This window comes from Leifsonia sp. NPDC102414, assembly GCF_044765685.1.
In the GTDB taxonomy this organism is placed as follows: domain Bacteria; phylum Actinomycetota; class Actinomycetes; order Actinomycetales; family Microbacteriaceae; genus Leifsonia.
This window is the reverse complement of record NZ_JBIWKN010000004.1, coordinates 154,228-173,273: the sequence shown is the minus strand read 5'-3', so window position 1 is coordinate 173,273 and position 19,046 is coordinate 154,228. Positions and strand designations below refer to the sequence as shown.

Here is a 19,046-nt window from a genome sequence, read left to right as displayed (position 1 = left end):
GTCGGTTACGCGGTGCCGGATGGGATACTGAGCGGATGGCCGCCACACGCCCGGATCCGACCCACATCATCGACGGCAGCGTCGTGCGCCTGCGGGCGCTCAGTCGCGAAGACCTGCCCGACCTGTTCGACGCCATCGGGCATCCGGAGGTCTTCGCAGGCGGCTGGGGAGGCGGCCCGGCCGCATACCGCGACACCTACGAGGAATGGCACGAGTTCATCGTGAAGTACCTGCAGTGGGGCACAGGCAACGTGACGGCGGTCTGCCTGCGCAACGACGGCGACCGCATCGTCGGCACGACCACGCTCGGCGACTTCGACCTCGTGAACGAATCCGCCCACATCGGCTGGACGGCGTACGCACCGGAAGTCTGGGGCACCAGCGTCAACGCGGAGACCAAGCGCCTGCTGCTCGGAACCGCGTTCGACAACGGCTTCGAGCGCATCAAGCTGCAGGCCGACGTGCTCAACGCCCGTTCGCGCGCGGCCATCGAACGCCTCGGCGCGAAGCCGGAGGGCGTCCTCCGCCACATGCAGCGGCGCGCAGACGGAACCTGGCGAGACACCGCGGTGTTCTCGATCCTGCGCGAGGAGTGGCCGGAGGTGCGGGCCGGTCTGGATGCGCGACTCGCCGCGGCAGACGCCTAGGCGCCCTCAGCACCCCAGTGCGTCAGTGCCCCTGCTCGCTCGCCGCTGACGCCGCCATGCGGCGCTGCGCCGCCGAGACCTCGCGGTGCTGCCAGGAGATGAGGTTCGCCGCGTCGAAACGGCGAGAGCACGCGCCGCAGGCGAGCGCCCGCGCTGGTTTGCGGTAGCGGTAGTGCGTGTGGCCGCGCGGGCAGGTGCCGACCCAGGGCGCGAGGTCGTCCGCGATCGCTCCTCCGTGCAGCCGCTTGCCTTCGTAGCCGAGGTCGATGGCGGTCGAGCGCCAGCGAGGGCCGTGCCCGGCGCGGGAGCCGGCGAGCGCGTGAGCGACCTCGTGCAGCAGGATCTGGTGGATCTCGTCGTCGTCGTAGCGGGCGGCCAGGTAGCGGGAGACCGTGATGCGCTTCGCCGTGTAGTTGCAGAGGCCAGCACGCGTTTTCGCATTGTCGAAGTCGAACGTCCACACGGACGGGTCGAGATGGAGGGCGATCAGAGCGTTCGCCCAGCGCCTGACGCGTTCCAGATCAGCCATCAGTGCCCACCACCGGGTGGATGCGCTCGACGGCCGGACAACTCATGCCAGAATCCTACGCGCGTTTCGCGCCGCCCTTCCAGGGCAGGGAGAGCACACGGAGCCGTGCTCAGCGCGCGTCGTCGTGCGAGGTCTCCTGCGGCTCCGGCGCGCGGTTCGCGGCGTCCGGGCCGCGCCGCTCCGAAGCCGCAGCTGCCGCTTCGTCCTTCTCGCCGCGGTGTGCGTCGGCGAACGACTTGACCACCGCGACGGCGATCAGCGAGCTCTCGATGTCGCTCGGCGACGCCCCCAGCTTCTCCCGGAGGAAGACCGCTGCCGTCACATCGGCGAGCGCGTTGTCGTAGTCCTCAGCGTCGAAGTACGCCTTGCCGCGGTTCTGGGTGGCGAACGCCTCGAGCGCCGTCCACTCGTGCGCGTGCGCCTCGTCGACGCATCCGGTGAGCTCGGTGATCGCCTCGTCGAGCTTGCCCTGGAACTGCAGGACCTGCGCCCTGCGGACGCGCGCTCCGAGCAGCTGCTCCCTGTCGCCGGTGAACCGCGCCTGGCGCACCGCCTCGTTGCCGACCTGCATCGCCTCGTCCAGCCGGCCGAGCAGACGCAGCAGCACGGTCTTCTCGTTGAGCGCGCTGAGACTGCGCAGGCCGCCGAGTTCGTCGAGCCTCAGGCCGGCCGCACGCAGGTCGACGCGCTCGCGCAGGGTGGTCGGGTCGTAGCCGAGGATGATGCTCAGGGTTCTGCTCCAGGTCGTGTAACCATCCCAGACTAACGCGACACGTCGATCAGCCGGGGTGCTTGACGGATTGGGCAGGGGTCAGAGCGACCTGGATCAGCTTGTCGTCGCCGGAGCGGGGGTCGCCTCTGCCGTCGGTGTTGTTCGTGAGCAGCCACAGCGTGTCGCCGTGCGCGACAGCATCCCGCAGCCGTCCGAAGTCGCCGTCGAAGAACGGTTCGACGGTCACAGGCGCGCGACCGGCGGTCGACCAGATCGTCCAGAGCCGCTGGCCGCCGAGCCCCGCCATGAAGATCGTGTCGCCGACGATGGCCAGCCCGCTCGGGCTCGCCTGGTCGGTCGGCCACTGGTAGACGGGGTCGGTGTATTTCGGTTCTCCGCCGATGCCCTCGACGTTCGGCCAGCCGTAGTTCGCGCCCGGCGTGATGATGTTGAGCTCATCCCAGGTGTTCTGACCGAACTCGCTCGCCCACATCGTGCCGTGCGAATCCCAGCCGATGCCCTGCGGGTTGCGGTGCCCGTACGACCAGACGGGCGAGCCGGGGAACGGGTTGTCGCCTGGGACGCCGCCGTCCGGCGTGACGCGCAGGATCTTGCCACCCAGCGACGCGACGTTCTGCGCGTTCGCCGGGTCGGAGGCGTCGCCTGCGGTGATGTAGAGCATCCCGTCCGGCCCGAAGGCGAGGCGTCCACCGTCGTGGTTGGACGCCTTCGGGATGCCCGTGACGAGGTTCTCCGGCGCGCCGATCGCGTAGCTGCCTGGCACGCCGGTCAGCGGCATCCGCACGACGCGGTTGTCATCGGAGGTCGTCTCATATGCGTAGAGATACCGCGGCGCGGACTCCTTCTGCACGGCCAGGCCGAGCAGGCCGCCCTCACCGGAGTGGACGACGCCCGGCACGGTGCCGACGGTGCGCATCCCGCCCTGCGGCAGCCGTTCGAGCACGGTGCCGCTGTCGCGCTCGCTGATGAGCGCGGAGCCGCTGGCGAGCGGCACGACCGACCACGGCGCGTTCAGGCCGGTCTCGAGCACGGTCGTCTGCCCGGACGGCTGCCACGGGATCGCAGGGATGGCCGGGATGCTCGTGGTGGGCGACGGCCGAGGAGTCGGGGTCCTGGTCGCGGTCGGCTGCGGCACGGGCGCCGGCGCCGTGCACGCGACGAGCGCACCAGCGACGGCGACGACAACGGCGGCGAGCACCGCCCTCCGCCGGAGCGACCGGACACCTGCGGCTCGGTTCATGGCGCTGCCTCCCTCTCGACTGCGCGGACCGTGGGGTCATGGTAACCCCACGGTCCGAGCGGCCGTTCAGGCTGTGCGCTACGCCCTGGCGCGCCTGCGGCGGGCGACGAAGGCCGCGCCGATCAGCATCAGCAGCGCTCCCCAGGCGGCGACGAGGAGGTAGTCGCCTGCCGAGCCTGTCGCGGCCAGGCCGCCTGCCGCCGAGGTCGCGCCAGGGCCGGGCGCAGGGGCGGTGGTGAACGTCGGGTCGGGAGTCGGCTTCGGCGTCGGCGTCGTGCCTGGGCCGCCAGGCTCGCCGGGTCCCGACGGGTCGACAGGCTTGTTCACGACGACCTGCGAGCAGGCGGCGTCCGGCTTGCCCGTGCACGTTCCATCCGTCGTCGGCGGCTTCCACGGTCCGACAGGCGGCGTGCTGACGGTGGCGATGTTGGCGTACGTTCCCGCCTTCGCGAAGGTGAGCGTGACGTGCAGGTCGACGGATGCGCCCTGCTTCAGCAGCGCGATCGGCCAGCTCACCACACCGTTGCTCTCCGTGCCGCCCTGGTCGGCCGAGACGAAGGTCGATCCGGTCGGCAGCGTGTCCGTGACGGTGAACGCCGTCGCGTCGAGCGCGCCCTGGTTGGCGACGGTGATCGTGTACTCGACCGCGTCCTTCTCCATGACGCTCAGGGCCCTGGCCGTCTTGCCGATCGACAGCGCCCCGAACTCGTAGGTGTTCGTGATCGTCGTCGTCTGATCGGCGGGGACAGCGCCTGCCTGCTCGGTGGACAGGATGTGGATCGTGCCCGCCGAGATCGAGCGATCGGCCTCGCCGTAGCTACCCGGTGCTCCGTGCTCGGCTACCGTGCAGTCTGCGCCGAGCGGGATGCCGTCGATGCGGGCGGTGAGCCCGGTCGCGGTCGCGAGCGAGAGCTGAGCGGCGGCTCCGAGATCGACGGGCGCCCCGGCGACCGTGCAGACCACGTCGGCCAGGAACTCGGCCGGTGCTGCGGCTGCCGCCGACCCTGTGACGACCTTGTCGACCTGCAGCGGACCGGTGACGATCGTCACGCCGGCCTTCACGGGAGCACGGCGCACCGTCCCTCCGCCGGTCAGCGCTGCCGTCGCACCGAACTGGTTCCACGCGTACGAAGCGCCGGACGCGATCGAGACGGGAGCCCCATCCGGAGCCGCGGCCGTCGCCGGGCGGTTGATCGTGCGGTACGTCGCGCCGACGGTGGCGCCGGGCGCCAGCGTGCCTGCCGCCGTCGTGGTGAAGTCGAGCGTCACGCGGATGCCGGTCACGGCCGACCAGTCGCCGGTGTACGCGGTGGACGGCGTCCACTCGGACGCGACGGGGTTCGCAGAACAGGTCGGGTCGCTCGGCCAGGCCGTCGCCCCAGCGCCGACGCAGACGTCCGGCGCGGTCGTGACCTCCCAGGTGGTGATCGTGCCGACCGGCGCGTCGGCGACGAGTCCGTATGCGGGGTCGAAGACCGGGCGGTAGGTGGAGCCGCGGCTGGAGCCGGTGGCGAGCATCCGGTCGCCGGGCGTCGGGAGCGGTTCGACGAACACGAGCGCGTCGTACGTCACCGTGCCGCTGTTGATCGCGCGCAGCCGCCACTGGTCCGTTCCGCCGACCACGGTGTTCGCCGCACACGGGGACACGTAGTATCCGTCCGCATCCGGGGTGCAGGTGGCGCCGGAGTTGGTCACGTTGACCGCGCCCGTGACGATGCCGTCGACCACGTCACCCTTCACGCCCTTGCTCGTGTAGAGCGACGGGCCGGAGATCGGCTGTACGTAGTTGCTCGTGCCGCAGGCGTCGGCCGCGAGGCCGGAGAGCACTCCCTGGCCGTTGCCCGAGGTGTTCGTGCACGCATCCAGGGTCTGCGCCGTGCTGACGGAGAACTGGTTGACCGCCTGCTGCGAGCCGGTGAGTCCCGGCTGCAGCATGAGGTTCAGCTGCACGGTGAACCGCTCGCCAGGAGACATCCGCGCACCACCGGCAGGCCAGGTGAGGATGAGCTCTCCCGTCGCGGGGTCGATGGCGGCCGCCGGGGTGACGGAGAGCGTTCCGCCCGGCGTCGTCGCGTACGTCGGAGCCTCGCCGTCCCAGACGAGCGAGCTCGGCAGGGTGTCGACGAGCTTCGTGACGTCGACGAAGCCTGTGCCGGTGTTGGCGAAGGTCAGCGTCCAGACGTTCGGGTCGCTGACGCTCACCGTGTGCACGCCATTCTCCGGCGTCTTCGAGACGTCGAGGTTGTGCGTTCCGGTCAGCAGGGCGATGCTCGCGGAGGCGTCGTCCGTCCTGTCCGCGTACACGGCGGGGTTGTCCGTGCGGTGCGTCAGAGCCGTCACGGTGTCCGCCACCGTGCTCGGGAAGACGATCGCGGAACCGTCGCGTGCCGCATCCCGCAGTTGCACGTGCAGGACGGCGCTTGCGGTGAAGTTCGCCGGGATCGTGCTGCGGCTGAACAGTCCGCCGTCCGCCCGGCTGAACACGAACCGGATGCCTGTGATCTGGTCGACGGCGGTCGTCGGCAGCGAGGCCGTCGCGGCGGTCGTGCCGGTGATCCAGGTGGCTGTCCCTCCCGTCTGCACATCCACCCGTACCTGATCGGCCCCTGCCGGCAGCGCGACGTCGCCTGCGGCAAGGCCGGTGAGCGCGAACTCGTTCCAGAACGCCTGATCGACATCCGCGATGGTGAGCTGGTGCGTTGCGGCGGTCGCCTGACCCTGGTTCGCGGTGAGCGTGACGGCGACGGGTGCGTGCCTGTCCTTCTCCAGCACGGACGGCGTCGAGAAGCTCTTCGACGCCTGGACGTCGAGCGTGGCGGTCGTGAGCGTCAGGCCGGCGTTGTCGCTGTCGCTCGGCTGCGAGCCCTGGCCGGTCGGGTAGAGCACGGGGTCGTAGCCCTGCGCGAAGGCGTAGTTGTCGACACGGAACGCCTTCACCTCCGCTGAGGGGACGCTGCGCTGAGTCACCCGCACCTGCGTGCTCAGGATCATCGAGAGCTTCTGACCGCCGGCGATCGACCCGCCGTCCGCCGCGGGGTCCGTGCCCTGGTAGACGACGCTGACGCCGACCACATCCACGAGGTCGGCTGCCTGCAGCACCACGGCCTGGATCATCGGGATCGACGTGGTGCTGAGCGTGCCGTCTGCCGCTCGGTGCCACAGCGTCACCCGCGATGCGGAAGGGTCGACCTGACCTGCCGGGATGGCGAACGCGATCTTCGTCAGATTCAGCCGCTCGAACGGGCTGGCCGCGCTGTAGCTCGCACCCGCGAACGGGTCGGTCGCCCAGGCGTTCGCAGCGGAGAGGCAGTCGCCCATGGATGCGCTGTCGCACGGCGAAGGGTCCGTCACTCTGATGTACGAGGCGCGGGCTGCTGCGGCGTTCGTGGCCGTGATGGTGAAGTCGTTGCGCGGGTAGTCCCCCGCATCCACGTCGCCTGCCTTCGGAACGACCATCGTCGTGTGCTCACTCGTCTTCGCGACGTCCACCAGCGGCGGCTGGTCGATCAGGGCGATGTTGTCCGCGGCGTTCACCGGGCCGACCGGCGTCCCGTTGTGCACGCCGGAGGCCGAGCTGCGGTTCCAGACGGTGCCTGCGGTCGGGTCGTTGAACTCCGTGTTCGCTGTCGCGAACGGGTGGGCGAGGTCGGCGGGGTCGCGCTGCAGGTTGCGGAGCTGCCAGACCAGGCCGAAGCTGCGCGACTGACCGAAAGCGACGGTCGCGATGCCGGAGCCGACCGGAGGAGCACTCGGGTCGGTGGACGCTGCGCGGGCTGCGTCGTTCGGGGCGACGGTGATGCGGACGCCGGTGGTGTCGCGCAACTCGGTCTGGCTCAGGTCGTATCCCTTGAAGCCGGTGCCGTTCATCCAGGTGCCGCCGGGAGCAGCCACCAGGTTCCATGCGTTGTCGTGGTACAGCCAGACCTCGGTGACCGCATCCCACTTCAGCAGGGGCTGGGAGGCGAAGCTGACCGGCGCGATCCGCACCAGGTCGAACGCCTGGAACACGGTCTGCGACGGGTCGGTCTCGTTCGACGCAGGGTCGGAGATCGTCACAGAGCTGTACCCGGTGTCCGTGACACCCCAGGAGAGCACGGTGCCTGCCCGCTGACCGGACTGCGACGGCAGCTCTGTCAGGTCGCCGGTGAGATCCTGCTTCGTCCACTTCTTGGCGGTGCCGAGCGAGCCGGTTCCGCTCGTGCTCCTGATGGCGGCGTTGGCGTTTGCGGTCAGCACGTCGCTCACGACGGGAGGCGCACCGGTGATGACGCCGGACGCGTGCGACTTCGCCTGGTTCTGGTAGGTGCTTGCTGCGGCGTCGGCGACCGACGTCGTGCCTGTGCCGTCGCGCAGGTCGGCTCGCGCCTGGGCGGTGACGTTCGGGCTCACCGTCGTCCCCTGCGCGAAGCCGGCCGGGTTGGCGAAGGTGAAGCGCAGGCCGGTGATGCTGCCGACGAGTCCGGCGGGAAGGGCGGCGCTGTAGTTCTGGGCGGCGGCCGTCGCATCCACCACGGTCAGGACCGTGTATGTCGTGCCGCCGTCCGTCGAGTACTCGACGGTCATCGTCGAGCCGAGCGGCACCTGCGTCGGAGCGATCGCGATCGGATTGAACGCGTTGTAGAAGTCGTTGGCCGTTCCCTGACGCCAGGCGTCCTCGACCACGATGGTGTTCGGCCGCACGTATGCGGAGTCCGTGGACGTGGTCGCCGGGAGCTTAGCCACGACGGTCGAGCCAGGGGACACGGCGCCGGACGGCGAGATCGACTTCGCCAGCTTCAGCGAGATCTCCGGGTAGAAGATCTTGAGGGGCGCCGTCGCTGTCTTGCTCGCTGTTCCCGCCGGGTTCGTGCCGGTGACCTTCACAGTGTTCGTCACGTCCGCGGGGCTGTCGCTCTCGGCGACGTAGTCGGCGGCGGGGGCGATCAGGAACTGCGCGCTTGCGATGGCGCCGACCGCGACGGAACCGGTGTACGTCAGATCGAGGCCGGTGAGGTGGGCTCCGCTGGGAGCGGCGGGAGGAACGGGTGTCGCGCCGTCGAGGAACGGAACCGCGGCGCTGCTGCCGTCGGAGTAGAACCAGACGACGGATGCGCCCGTCGCACCGGACGGGTACGACAGCGGCGCCGCGAAGCCGCCGAAGCCGAGCGAGGCGGTGAAGAAGTCGCGGTCGCCGAGGGTCAGCGAGGTGAGCGGGCCGTTCGAGTCGTTCTTGCCCGTGATCGAGGCGGTGGCTGTGGTGCCGGCGGGGATGCGGCTGGGCGCGATGGTCTTCCCAGCGCTGACGACGACGTTCAGGCCGCCGGTGGTGAACGGTGCCTGCGCAGTCTTTGAGACTTCCGGCTTGCCGGGAACGGTGACGGTGCCTGTGACCCTGTTGGTGACGGTCGCACCACCCACCAGGGATGCGGAGGTGATGCGGTTGTCTGCGCGCTGGGCGACGGCGATGCCGACGCTGCCTGGTGCGCCGTTCGCGGCGATCGTGGCGCCGGTGCTGCTGGCGTAGCTGAACCGGAGGCCGGCCACGTCTGCCTGGGCGATGCCGGCGGGAAGCTGGATGTCGGCGGCGGAGGTCGGAGGGCCGGTCTGCCACTTCCAGGCGTTGGAGCCGCTGTCGTACACGTATGCGTCGACCTGGACCAGGTCGGCGCCCGCCGGAAGACTCACAGCGCCGAAGCCGGCGAAGTCGACGATCGCGAACGGGTTGGACGTGTCGAGGCCCGTTGCACCGTCCTGGGCGGTGGTCGGGTCCTGCACGGCGAGCTTCTCGGCCGGAACGTTCGAGGTGTTCTGGCTGGTCAGGGTGATGGTCGAGGTCGCGCCAGGCGCGAACTGCTGGTTCGCAGGGGCCCAGGTCTTCCCGACCTTCTCGTCCACGGAGACCGGGATGTTCACGGTCACGTCGGCGGAGCCACGCGCATCCGGTGCTGTCGAGGACGTGCCGAGTGCGGTGTTCGTGACCGCGACGCCGTTGTACGCCCAGTCGGGCGCGAGGTTCTGCGGCGCCTTCATGGTCACCGTCACGCGGTACGTGCCGCCTGCCGGGATCCCGACGCCGCCGGCGACCGTGTCGGTGAAGAGCACGGTGAGGACGCACGACGAGGTGACGGTGTTCGTGCACCCGGTGAGCGTCTTGGTGAACGGCTTCGAGCTCGGGGAGACGCTGGTCTCCAGGATGCTGAACCCGGCGAACTGGGCGGGGAGCGCATCCACCAGCTTGGCGTCGACGCAGTCGTTGTCGTCGCAGCCGACCATCACCGTGTATGTGAACTCCGACCCGTTCGTCACGGCGACCGCAGCCTTGCCGTCGACGGACTTGTCGACGGTGAGGGATGCGGTCGCCGCGAACGCCGGCCCCGCGACCACGCTGCCGCCGACGAGGGCGACGACGAGTGCCACGGAGACCGCACCGAGGCGCTTCAGTCGCCCGAAGGCGAGAGCGCTGCTGTCTCGATGCTTTGCTGTGGAGCTGCTGAACGGAATTCGGGCATGACGGAAGGCGCGACGAATCACAGAATCGGGTCTCTGTTCCGCGGAAGCCGGGTAAGCACGCGCGATCGAGCCGATTCGGGTCAGCTCGGGCGGCGCGACCCCCGGTTCGGGTTCCGGGAGTTTCTTCCGCCCTTCATGTATATCTACTCAGGCCGTGGAGTGGAAGGACCGTTGTACCCCACTTTCTGGGTACAGTCCCCCTAAATGCGGACACCGCCGGGGCGTGTGTCCCGGCGGTGTCGTGGTGTCGTGCTGCGCTGGATGCGCCGTGTCGTCAGTCGACGACCTGCACGTCCTTCCAGAACGCGACGTAGTTGCTGAAGTCCGAACCGACCCGCTCGAACGAGCTCGGGTACGGCGTCGGGTAGCTCCACGCGCGGTCCTGCAGCAGGGAGTCGCCGTCCTTCACGGAGAAGTACTGGCACTCGCCCTTCCACGGACAGGTGTACGGAGTGTCGCTCGGAACCAGCAGGTCGGCGTTGACGCTCGCCGGCGGGAAATACCAATTGCCCTCGATGCGGATCAGCTCGGATTCCGGAGCCTCGGCGATCACGGTGTCGTTCAGAACAGCTTTCATGGGATCAAACCTCCTGATGAGCCGAACACGGTGTCCTGCTGGATCATTCCGCGGCCGGCCGCCCTCGGAGCACCGTCACAGCCGTCTCGCTGTCGAGGCGCCCGAGTGGGGCGATGTCGGCCGGGGTGCGTCCGGCGGCGACGTGCTCCTGACCGGAGGCGGACGCCGTCAGCAGGTGCGCGACCGCGCCGCGCAGGCCGGTGAACGCTGCACACGCTGCAGCGGCCTCCGGCGAGCTGTAGTCGATGCCGACGCCGGCGAGTGCATCCACGATCGCCCCGGCGGCGAGCTGATCCTCGACGGCGAATCGCACGGCGCCCGAGGTGGTGGTCCCTCCCGCGGCGACGATCGAGACCATCGCGCGTCGTCCGAGCCTGACCTGCTCGGCCAGCACCCAGGCGGCGACGGCGGAGGCGGTGGTGAGGCCGCCGAGGATCACGGAGGCGGCGTCGGGGAGTGGTGGGAGTGCATCCAGGGTGGGTGCGGCGGCGGGTGCGGCGGCGGGCGCCGCGCCCGCCGCCGTCGCCGGCGGGAGGACGTCGACCCAGATCACGATGTCGGCGTCGGAGGCGACGGCGGTCGCGCCGTCCGCTGCCCAGTCGAATCGGATCTGATACTTGGCCTGCGCGTGGGCGGGGCTGATGGCCGGTTCGGTGGATGCGGTGGATGGGGTCGCGAGCTCGGTCACCGGGACATCGTAGCCCGGCGGCCGAGCGGTTTCGCGTGTGGGTCGTCCGGTGACGGGCGGCGCATCTGGCGGCGGATCAGCTCGAAGTCGTGGCGGGTGATCTCGATGAGCCCGCGACGGAGCTGATAGCCCCAGTCCGGCTTGTCCCTGGTGAAGTCGAGCACGGGAAGCAGCGGGCGGATGGGTGTGGCCTCTGCGTCGTGCTCCCACTCGACGCGGCGGCGCCACGGCTTGAAGTCGGCGGCCGGTCCCCGCATCGACGGGCCCTGGGTGGTCTGGTAGATCTCGTCGTCGGCGATGCGGCCGATGGCGGTGAACTGCTTGAGCGGCTCGCCGTCCGGGAAGGCGGTCTTGGGCGAGTAGTAGACGAAACCGTCCGCCTGGTGCATGCGTTCGAGCGGCGCCTTGGCTCCGTGGTTGACCTGGGCGATGCCCGCGGCGACACCCCGCAGCACGTGGTCCTGCTGCACCACACCCAGCCAATAGCGGATCGCCATGTTCCAGTTGTAGCGCACGCCCCCGTCAGCGCTCCTCCCCCGCCGCGCCAGCCGTCGAGTTATCCCCAGTTTCCCGGGTGCGCTCGACGCACAGGGGACGGTCCCGCGAGACTGGCACGGAAGAAAACCCCCGCCGATGTCGATTCCTGGCCAGGTCGTTCGACGTGGAGGTAGAGGGCGGAACAGGCCGCCGGAACCGACGCGGATGCGCCGGAGAAACGAAAGGGACACCATGAAGTACATGCTCATCCTCAGCGCGGACGAGAACACCGAGGCGGGCGGCACCCCGAGCGAGGACGACCTCAACGCCATGGGCGCGTACAACGACGAACTCGTCAAAGCGGGCGTGATCCTCGCCGGCGAGGGTCTCCACCCCAGCTCGGAGGGCGCACGCATCGAGTACGCGGGCGACGAGCGCACGGTCGTCGACGGCCCGTTCACCGAGAGCAAGGAGCTCATCGCCGGGTTCTGGATCATCCAGGTCTCCAGCAGGGAGGAAGCGCTGGAGTGGGCACGGCGTATCCCGCTGACCACCGGCAGCGTGCAGGTGCGCAAGGTGGTCGACATCGCCGAGTTCGATCAGGACAACGTGTACGTGCAGAAGGAGAAAGCCTGGCGCGAGGCCGGCGGCGAGCCGCGGACGGCATAGCGGATGACGGACGGGGGCAGAACGCTGGACGGAGACGGAGCGCCGGCCGCGGCAGGCGGGACGGCGCGTGACGACGCGCTCCGCACGGTCGAGGCGGTGTGGAGGATCGAGTCCGGCAAGCTGGTGGCCGTGCTCACCCGGCTGGTGGGCGACGTCGGGCTGGCGGAGGAACTGGCTCAGGATGCGCTGGTCGCCGCGCTCGAGCAGTGGCCGGAATCCGGCGTGCCACGCAACGCCGGTGCGTGGCTCACGGCGGTCGCCAAGCGCAGGGCGATCGACGGCTGGCGACGCCAGGAGCGCCTGGGCGACCGGTACGCCCAGCTCGCCCACGACCTAGAGACCGAGCGTGGGGCTGACGATCCTGCCACGCTCGCGGAGGAGACCATCGACGACGACCTGCTCCGGCTCGTCTTCATCTCCTGCCACCCCGTGCTCACCAAGCCGTCGAGGGTCGCGCTCACGCTCAAGCTCCTCGGCGGGCTCTCGACCGAGGAGATCGCCCGCGCCTTCCTCGTGCCGCCGCCCACGATCGCGCAGCGGATCGTGCGCGCCAAACGCACGCTGAGCGCGGCTCGGGTGCCGTTCGAGGTGCCGGACAGGTCCGAGTTCCCCGCCAGGCTCGGCTCGGTCCTCGAAGTGATCTACCTGATCTTCAACGAGGGATACTCGGCGACGGCAGGGGACGACTGGATGCGGCCGAGCCTCTGCCAGGAGGCGCTTCGCCTCGGCCGGGTGCTCGCCGAGCTGACCCCGCGAGAGCCGGAGGTTCACGGGCTGGTCGCGCTCATGGAGTTCCAGGCGTCCAGGCTCGGCGCACGCACCACCCCGACTGGAGAGCCCGTGCTGCTGCAGGACCAGGACAGGTCGCGCTGGGACCGCATCCTGATCAGCCGCGGCGTCGACGCGTTGCGTCGGTCGGAACGGCTGGACAGGGGGCGCGGTCCGTACGCCCTGCAGGCGGCCATCGCGGCCTGCCACGCGACGGCTCCGACCGCGGACGCCACGGACTGGGAGGAGATCGTCGCGATCTACAGCGCGCTCTCGGAGCTGCAGCCGAACGCGGTCGTCGAATTGAACAGGGCCGTGGCGCTGTCGATGGCGTACGGGCCGGAGGCAGGACTCGACGTTGTCGACCAGCTGGTGATCGACGGGGCGCTTGGCAGCTACCACCTGCTCCCCACCGTGCGGGCGGACCTGCTCTTCCGGCTCGGGCGGAGGGCGGAGGCCAAGCAGGAGTTCGAGCGGGCCGCGGCTCTCACGGGGAACGAGCGGGAGCGCGCGCTGCTGCTCGCCAGGGCCGAGGAATGCTGACGGGAGCTGCGGCGAGCTCCAGCGTGCTGACGGGAACAGCGGAGTGCTGACGGGCTCTGGATGCGCGACACTGGGGGGATGAGGGTCCTCCTGAAGTTTCTCCTCGACTGCGATCCCGATGCTGCGTGGCGCGCACTGCAGAGCCCGACGGCGTTCCGCGAGGTCTCTCTGCCCTGGGTGGACTTCCGGTCTGACGAGCCGACGGGGTTCCCCACCGTGTGGGGAACGGGTGAGCACCGCGTGGCCGTGCGGGCGTTCGGGGCGTTCACGGTCGGCACGCAGGCGATCAGGCTGAGCGCCAGCGAGGTGCGCGAGCCGCTGCGCGTGGCGAGCGGCGGGCGCGTCCGCATCCTGCGGGACAGCGGGGGCGGAACGGGCGGGCTGCTCTCGGCCATCCCCCACCTCGACCACCGGATGGCGATCGCACCGGACCCAGCCGGTCCGGACGCCGACGGCAGGCTGCGCACCCTCTACCGGGATCAGCTCATCGTGAAGGCCGGCGTCCTCACGCCGGTCGCGTGGTACACCATGTGGGCGTTCTGGCAGTGGCGCGGGGTGCGGCTGCGTCAGCTCGCGCCGACGTGGGCGTACGACCCGCCGATGCACGATGCCGGGGCCGCAGACGTCGACGCGCGAGATGATGATGGTCCGGAGCATCCGGGGAGCGAGCAGGAGGAACAGCCATGACGATCGAGACACCGCAGGCGGCCAGGGCCGTGACCGCTGTGCAGACGGCGGACTGGCGGCGGCGGGTGTTCGGGATGTACGCATCCGTGCGGCGGATGGCGGCGACGGACCCTGCGACGGCGCACGCGCACTGGATCTCCTGCCGCAACGACCTGTTCTCCTCCCACCCGGCCACACCGCTGCTCCCCGAGGACAGGGACACGTTCACCGGGCTGCCCGTGGTCGCGTACGACCCGGACTGGCGGTACGAACTGCCGATCATCCCCGCGACGGACGCTCGACGGATGGACGTCGAGACCGGCACGGACGGCGTCGTCCCGTTCGACCTTCTCGGTGCCGTGCACGTGCCGTTCGTCGGATCCCTCGACGTGTGGCGGCTCGCGTCGTACGGCGGTGGGATCTTCGTGCCGGTGAAAGACGCCCTCGCCGGAAAGCCGGGCGGCACGTACGGCGGAGGGCGCTACCTGATCGACACCGTGAAGGGCGCCGATCTCGGCATCGACGCGGACGACGAGGCGACGCTCGTCCTCGACTTCAACTTCGCGTACAACCCGTCCTGCGCATACGACCCGGCCTGGGCGTGCCCGCTCGCGCAGGCGGGCAACACACTCCCCGTCGAGGTCCCCGTCGGCGAGCGCTACAACGCCGAGCACTGACCGCGAAGGGCGACGCCGCCTGCTACGCCCTGGTCACCATCGTGAGCCGCTGGGTCGGGCGGGTCATCGCCACGTACAGCGACGCCGCACCGCGCGGAGACTCCCCCGCCAGCGCGTCAGGATCGGCAAGCACCACCGCGTCGAATTCGAGGCCCTTCGCCTCGTAGCCGGTCAGCACCGCGATCGGCTTCGACAGGCCGGCCGCTCCCCGTGCCGCCTGGTCGCCGAAGCGGTTCGTGACCGCCGCTGCCACCGCATCCACTGTCGCCGATGTCGCGATCACCGCCACCGTGCCTGCCGCGTCGATGCCGCGGTCGTGGCCGACAGCGTCCGCCACCGCATCCGGGAGCAGGTGGGCCGCCGCGGAGACCCTGCGGATGGGCCAGTCGCCCTCGCGCACGGCCCGCGTCGGAGTGATCGGCAGACCGGCCTTCGTCGCCAGGTGCTCCGCCTCCCTGGTGATCTGGGCAGGCGTGCGGTAGTTGACCGTCAACTCCTCCAGACGCCAGGCGTCCCTGAAGGACGGCTGCAGCGCGTCCGCCCAGCTCGTCGCGCCGGATGCCGACGCCACCTGGGCGATGTCGCCGACGATCGTGAACGACTTCATCGGGCAGCGGCGCACCAGCATCCTCCACTGCATCGGCGAGAGCTCCTGCGCCTCGTCCACCACCACGTGCCCGTACGTCCACAACCGGTCGGCCGCCGCACGCTCCGCCGTGGTGCCCGTGTCCTCGCGTTCGGCGAAACCGTCAGCCAGCTGCTCGGCGTTGACGAGCCCCTTCACGCCCATGTTGCGGATCGCGGCCTTCGCGTTCTCGATGTCGCGCTTGCGCTGCCGTTCCCGCTCCCTCGCGCTGTTGTCCGGTCGTCCGGGAAAGTCGCCGAGCAGGTCCGCCGCCTCGTCCAGCAGCGGGATGTCCGACACCGTGAACGGCGCGCTGCGCTCGCGGAACAGCGCGGCGCGCTGCGCATCCGACCAGCGCGTGGTCAGCTCAGCGAGCCAGGCAGGACGCGCGTACAGATCCTGGAGGAACTTCTCGGGGGTGAGTGGCAGCCAGGCCGTATTGAGCAGCACGCGCACGTCGTACGACGTGCGCAGGTCTTCGTGCAGCACCTTCAGATCGGCCTCGTCGATGGTCGACCCTCCTGCACGGAGCTGCGCCGCGAGCTGGTCGACCAGCTCGCCGAGCGCGTGGCGCACGAACGTGACCCTCGCCACGTTGTGCGGCTTGCCCGTGCGCTGGGCGCGGGCGATCGCGCGCTGGATCAGCTCCGGCTGCACCGTCAGCCGCTCGTTGTCGACCACGACCACCTGCTCGGCGTCCGGCGCCTTCTGCCGCGAGCGCACAGCGCGCGACAGCAGCCGCACCATCTGCGATGAGCCCTTCAGCTTCGCCGCCTCCGGTTCGTCGTCGCCGACCGCATCCACACCGGGATAGATGCCGCCGAGCGTGCGCAGCACGACGCCCGTCTCGCCGAGCGAAGGGAGCACCGCCTCGATGTAGCGCAGGAACGCCGTCGACGGGCCGACGACCAGCACACCGGATGCGCTCAGCCGCTGCCGGTTCGCGTACAGCAGGAACGCGGCGCGATGCAGCGCCACGGCGGTCTTGCCCGTGCCTGGGCCGCCCTGCACCACGAGCGCGCCGCGGAGGTCGGAGCGGATGATGCGGTCCTGCTCGGCCTGGATCGTGGCGACGATGTCGTGCATCCGGCCGGTGCGCTGCGCGGTGAGGGCCGCGAGCAGAGCACCCTCGCCCTGCACCTGCTCGCGGTCTGCCCCATCGCCGTCGAGCAGGGTCTCGTCGAACACCTCGTCGTCGACGCGCACGACCTCGCGGCCGGTCATCGTCAAATGCCGCCTGGCGCGGACGCCCATGCGCTCGCTCGCCGTCGCCTGATAGAACGCGCTCGCCTGCTGGGCGCGCCAGTCGACCAGCAGCGAACGCTGGTCGTCGTCGCGCAGCCCGATGCGGCCGATGTAGCGGTGGGCGGAGCCGTCGACCGGCTGGTCGAGCAGCAGCCTGCCGAAGACCAGGCGGGAGTCGACCTCCCGGAGCTGGGTCAGCTGGTCCTCGTAGAGGCGGGCGAACGCATCCCGTTCGCTGCGCGCCTGATGGTTGCTCCCCACGCTCTCACGCCGCACCCGAGTGAGTCGATCCTCGGTTTCTGCACGAAGCGCATCCAATCGCTCATACAGTCCGGAGACCACGGCGCGCTCACGTTCGAGTTCCGATTCCTGCACGCAGACCACCCTCTCGATTCGGGCCGAAAGTCTACTTCCTCCAGCCGAGAAGTCGCCTGTGCGTGATTCCCAGGCTGGTCAGGTAGGCTTTCAGTACTTGCGAGTCCGTGTCGGACTCCCTGCGTCGCAGAACGCACCACGCACAGCGCCGGGCAGCAGCCCCGCCTGCGTCACTTTCTACGGCGAACGATCGTGCCGCTCGGCACCTTCGCCACTACTGCCCCGAACCCGCATCGCATGGATGCCCGGGGTCCTGATGCCCGAAAGGCACCACCTTTGTCTCAGAACACTTTCGCCGGTCTCGGCGTGCCAGCTCCGCTCGTCGCCGTGCTCACGGCAGACGGCAAGATGGAGCCGTTCCCCATCCAGGCCGACACCCTGCCTGACACCCTGGCCGGACGCGACGTCCTCGGCCGCGGCAAGACCGGCTCCGGCAAGACCATCGCGTTCGCGCTGCCCATGGCTGCGCGCCTCGGCACCAAGCTCGCCGGCGGCAAGCGCCGCTCCGGCCGCCCGCTCGGCCTGGTGCTCGCACCGACCCGCGAGCTCGCCACCCAGATCTCCGCCACGATGCAGCCGCTCGCCGACGCGTACGGCCTGAAGACCACCACGATCTTCGGCGGTGTCTCCCAGCAGCGCCAGGTGGCGGCGCTCAAGGACGGCGTCGACATCGTCGTCGCCTGCCCCGGACGCCTCGAAGACCTGATGAAGCAGGGCTTCGTCTCGCTCGACGCCGTGGAGATCACCGTGCTCGACGAGGCCGACCACATGGCCGACCTCGGCTTCCTGCCGGTCGTCACGCGCATCCTGGACAAGACGCCGACCGGTGGCCAGCGCCTGCTGTTCTCGGCGACCCTGGACAACGGCGTCGACAAGATCGTCAAGAAGTTCCTCAGCAATGAGGTGCTGCACTCGGTCGACGACGCCACCAGCCACGTGGATGCGATGACCCACCACGTCTTCGAGGTCGACTCCCTCGAAGCCAAGAAGGACCTGGTCGAGAAGCTCGCCTCCGGCGCGAGCCGCCGCATCCTGTTCACCAGGACCAAGCACCACGCGAAGAAGCTCGCCAAGCAGCTCACCGCCTCCGGCATCCCGGCCGTCGACCTGCACGGCAACCTGTCGCAGGTCGCCCGCGACCGCAACCTCGCCGCGTTCGGCGCAGGGGATGTGCGCGTGCTGGTGGCCACCGATGTCGCCGCCCGCGGTGTGCACGTCGACAACGTCGAGCTGGTCGTGCACGTCGACCCGCCGATGGAGCACAAGGCATACCTGCACCGCTCCGGCCGCACCGCCCGGGCAGGAAGCTCCGGCGACGTGGTGACGGTGATGCTGTCGTCGCAGAAGTCCGACGTGAAGACGCTGCTCCGCAAGGCGGCCATCGACGTCTCCCCGCAGACGGTCACCGCAGATTCTGCCGCGGTCGTCACCCTCGTCGGTGAGACGGCCGCGTACGTGAAGCCCTCTCCGAAGGAGGCCGTGCAGCAGCAGCGCGGCGGCGGTCAGTCCCAGGGCGCGAACGCGCAGCGCAAGCGTGCGCAGCGCGACGGCGGAGCCGACGGCGAGCGCGCTGGACGCGGCGGCGGTCGTGGTCGCGGAGGACGCGGCGGCGACGCAGCGCGCGGCAGCGACGCTGGACGCGGCGACGGTGGACGCGGTCGCGACGGCCAGGTCCGTGACGGCCAGCGCAGCGCATCCGGCGAGGCCGGGCGTCCGCGCCGCGACCGTTCAGGGCGCGCCGCCGGCGCACGCGGCGCAGCGGCCACGACCTCCCACGGGTCGGGCGCCGGCGCGTCTGGCGGACAGCGTTCCGGCAGCGCATCCGGCGGCCAGCGCTCCGGCGGCGGCCAGCGTAGCGGCAACGGCGGCGGCCTGCGCGTCGGCAGTCTCGTCGGCGGCAGCACGCAGCGCGGCAACGGCACGCGCCGCGCCCGCGGCTGATCACCCGCAACAGGCTTGGATCGAGCCCAGCCTTCTCGCGGTCCTGAGGTCCACTGAGAAGGCTGGGCTTTGTTCGTTTACCGGGGTCATCCCCACGACGGACAGGGTTGCATCCCTGGGCCGACTCGGGGCGGACCGGACGCGGGAGAGGCTGGAA

The 19,046-nt window shown here is 70.3% G+C and carries 14 protein-coding genes; 6 read left to right on the top strand and 8 right to left on the bottom strand.

Annotation, left to right across the window (positions count from 1 at the left end; genetic code table 11):
- Window positions 1–35 precede the first annotated feature (35 nt).
- The gene (locus tag ACIRCZ_RS16175; RefSeq protein WP_402854812.1) at window positions 36–647 is read left to right on the top strand and encodes a GNAT family N-acetyltransferase; all 612 of its coding nucleotides are present in this window, start codon (window positions 36–38) and stop codon (window positions 645–647) included.
- A 22-nt stretch (window positions 648–669) separates the two neighbouring features.
- Here ACIRCZ_RS16175 and ACIRCZ_RS16170 read toward each other — a convergent pair whose 3' ends face one another.
- The 7 genes from ACIRCZ_RS16170 to ACIRCZ_RS16140 all read right to left on the bottom strand — a co-directional run bounded on the left by ACIRCZ_RS16170 (window position 670) and on the right by ACIRCZ_RS16140 (window position 11,400).
- A complete protein-coding gene (locus tag ACIRCZ_RS16170; RefSeq protein ID WP_402854810.1) occupies window positions 670–1,176 on the bottom strand; it encodes a SprT-like domain-containing protein in 507 nt (168 codons plus the stop codon).
- 109 nt (window positions 1,177–1,285) lie between these two features.
- A complete protein-coding gene (locus tag ACIRCZ_RS16165; protein ID WP_235500459.1) occupies window positions 1,286–1,783 on the bottom strand; it encodes a hypothetical protein in 498 nt (165 codons plus the stop codon).
- A gap of 172 nt (window positions 1,784–1,955) precedes the next feature.
- The gene (locus ACIRCZ_RS16160; RefSeq protein ID WP_402854808.1) at window positions 1,956–3,149 is read right to left on the bottom strand and encodes a PQQ-dependent sugar dehydrogenase; all 1,194 of its coding nucleotides are present in this window, start codon (window positions 3,147–3,149) and stop codon (window positions 1,956–1,958) included.
- Window positions 3,150–3,227: 78 nt separating this feature from the next.
- The gene (locus ACIRCZ_RS16155; RefSeq protein ID WP_402854806.1) at window positions 3,228–9,545 is read right to left on the bottom strand and encodes a DUF5979 domain-containing protein; all 6,318 of its coding nucleotides are present in this window, start codon (window positions 9,543–9,545) and stop codon (window positions 3,228–3,230) included.
- A 367-nt stretch (window positions 9,546–9,912) separates the two neighbouring features.
- Window positions 9,913–10,215 carry a DUF427 domain-containing protein gene (locus ACIRCZ_RS16150; RefSeq protein WP_055894656.1) on the bottom strand — a complete coding sequence of 101 codons (303 nt, stop codon included), beginning with the start codon at window positions 10,213–10,215 and terminating at the stop codon, window positions 9,913–9,915.
- A 43-nt stretch (window positions 10,216–10,258) separates the two neighbouring features.
- Entirely contained in the window at window positions 10,259–10,903 is a 645-nt protein-coding gene (locus tag ACIRCZ_RS16145) for a hypothetical protein (RefSeq protein WP_402854804.1), read from the bottom strand.
- A complete protein-coding gene (locus ACIRCZ_RS16140; protein WP_235500458.1) occupies window positions 10,900–11,400 on the bottom strand; it encodes an EVE domain-containing protein in 501 nt (166 codons plus the stop codon). The genes ACIRCZ_RS16145 and ACIRCZ_RS16140 overlap by 4 nt, the downstream gene beginning before the upstream one ends.
- 232 nt (window positions 11,401–11,632) lie before the next feature.
- On the opposite strand from ACIRCZ_RS16140, the gene ACIRCZ_RS16135 reads away from it, so the two are divergent.
- From ACIRCZ_RS16135 to ACIRCZ_RS16120, 4 genes are all read left to right on the top strand, one after another.
- Window positions 11,633–12,049 carry a YciI family protein gene (locus tag ACIRCZ_RS16135; RefSeq protein WP_055894651.1) on the top strand — a complete coding sequence of 139 codons (417 nt, stop codon included), beginning with the start codon at window positions 11,633–11,635 and terminating at the stop codon, window positions 12,047–12,049.
- Between the two features lie 3 nt (window positions 12,050–12,052).
- Entirely contained in the window at window positions 12,053–13,360 is a 1,308-nt protein-coding gene (locus ACIRCZ_RS16130; protein WP_402854801.1) for an RNA polymerase sigma factor, read from the top strand.
- A 78-nt stretch (window positions 13,361–13,438) separates the two neighbouring features.
- Window positions 13,439–14,047, top strand: a complete 609-nt coding sequence (locus ACIRCZ_RS16125) for a hypothetical protein (protein WP_235500457.1) — start codon at window positions 13,439–13,441, stop codon at window positions 14,045–14,047.
- Window positions 14,044–14,703 (top strand): DUF1684 domain-containing protein, encoded by a 660-nt coding sequence (locus ACIRCZ_RS16120; protein WP_055894650.1) that lies wholly within the window; start codon window positions 14,044–14,046, stop codon window positions 14,701–14,703. The genes ACIRCZ_RS16125 and ACIRCZ_RS16120 overlap by 4 nt, the downstream gene beginning before the upstream one ends.
- Before the next feature lie 22 nt (window positions 14,704–14,725).
- On the opposite strand, the gene ACIRCZ_RS16115 is transcribed toward ACIRCZ_RS16120, so the two are convergent.
- Window positions 14,726–16,948 carry a HelD family protein gene (locus ACIRCZ_RS16115; protein ID WP_402854798.1) on the bottom strand — a complete coding sequence of 741 codons (2,223 nt, stop codon included), beginning with the start codon at window positions 16,946–16,948 and terminating at the stop codon, window positions 14,726–14,728.
- Between the two features lie 276 nt (window positions 16,949–17,224).
- Between ACIRCZ_RS16115 and ACIRCZ_RS16110 the strand changes: the two genes are divergently transcribed.
- Complete coding sequence (locus tag ACIRCZ_RS16110) at window positions 17,225–18,889, top strand: DEAD/DEAH box helicase (protein WP_402854796.1); 1,665 nt, start codon at window positions 17,225–17,227, stop codon at window positions 18,887–18,889.
- Window positions 18,890–19,046 lie beyond the last annotated feature (157 nt).

What these genes read in the sequence shown, in the direction of transcription:
- ACIRCZ_RS16150 (WP_055894656.1), bottom strand. Translation starts at nt 10,215, where the DNA reads ATGAAAGCTGTTCTGAACGACACCGTGATCGCCGAGGCTCCGGAATCC.
- ACIRCZ_RS16135 (WP_055894651.1), top strand. Translation starts at nt 11,633, where the DNA reads ATGAAGTACATGCTCATCCTCAGCGCGGACGAGAACACCGAGGCGGGC.
- ACIRCZ_RS16175 (WP_402854812.1), top strand. Translation starts at nt 36, where the DNA reads ATGGCCGCCACACGCCCGGATCCGACCCACATCATCGACGGCAGCGTC.
- ACIRCZ_RS16170 (WP_402854810.1), bottom strand. Translation starts at nt 1,176, where the DNA reads ATGGCTGATCTGGAACGCGTCAGGCGCTGGGCGAACGCTCTGATCGCC.
- ACIRCZ_RS16140 (WP_235500458.1), bottom strand. Translation starts at nt 11,400, where the DNA reads ATGGCGATCCGCTATTGGCTGGGTGTGGTGCAGCAGGACCACGTGCTG.
- ACIRCZ_RS16160 (WP_402854808.1), bottom strand. Translation starts at nt 3,149, where the DNA reads ATGAACCGAGCCGCAGGTGTCCGGTCGCTCCGGCGGAGGGCGGTGCTC.
- ACIRCZ_RS16125 (WP_235500457.1), top strand. Translation starts at nt 13,439, where the DNA reads ATGAGGGTCCTCCTGAAGTTTCTCCTCGACTGCGATCCCGATGCTGCG.
- ACIRCZ_RS16120 (WP_055894650.1), top strand. Translation starts at nt 14,044, where the DNA reads ATGACGATCGAGACACCGCAGGCGGCCAGGGCCGTGACCGCTGTGCAG.
- ACIRCZ_RS16130 (WP_402854801.1), top strand. Translation starts at nt 12,053, where the DNA reads ATGACGGACGGGGGCAGAACGCTGGACGGAGACGGAGCGCCGGCCGCG.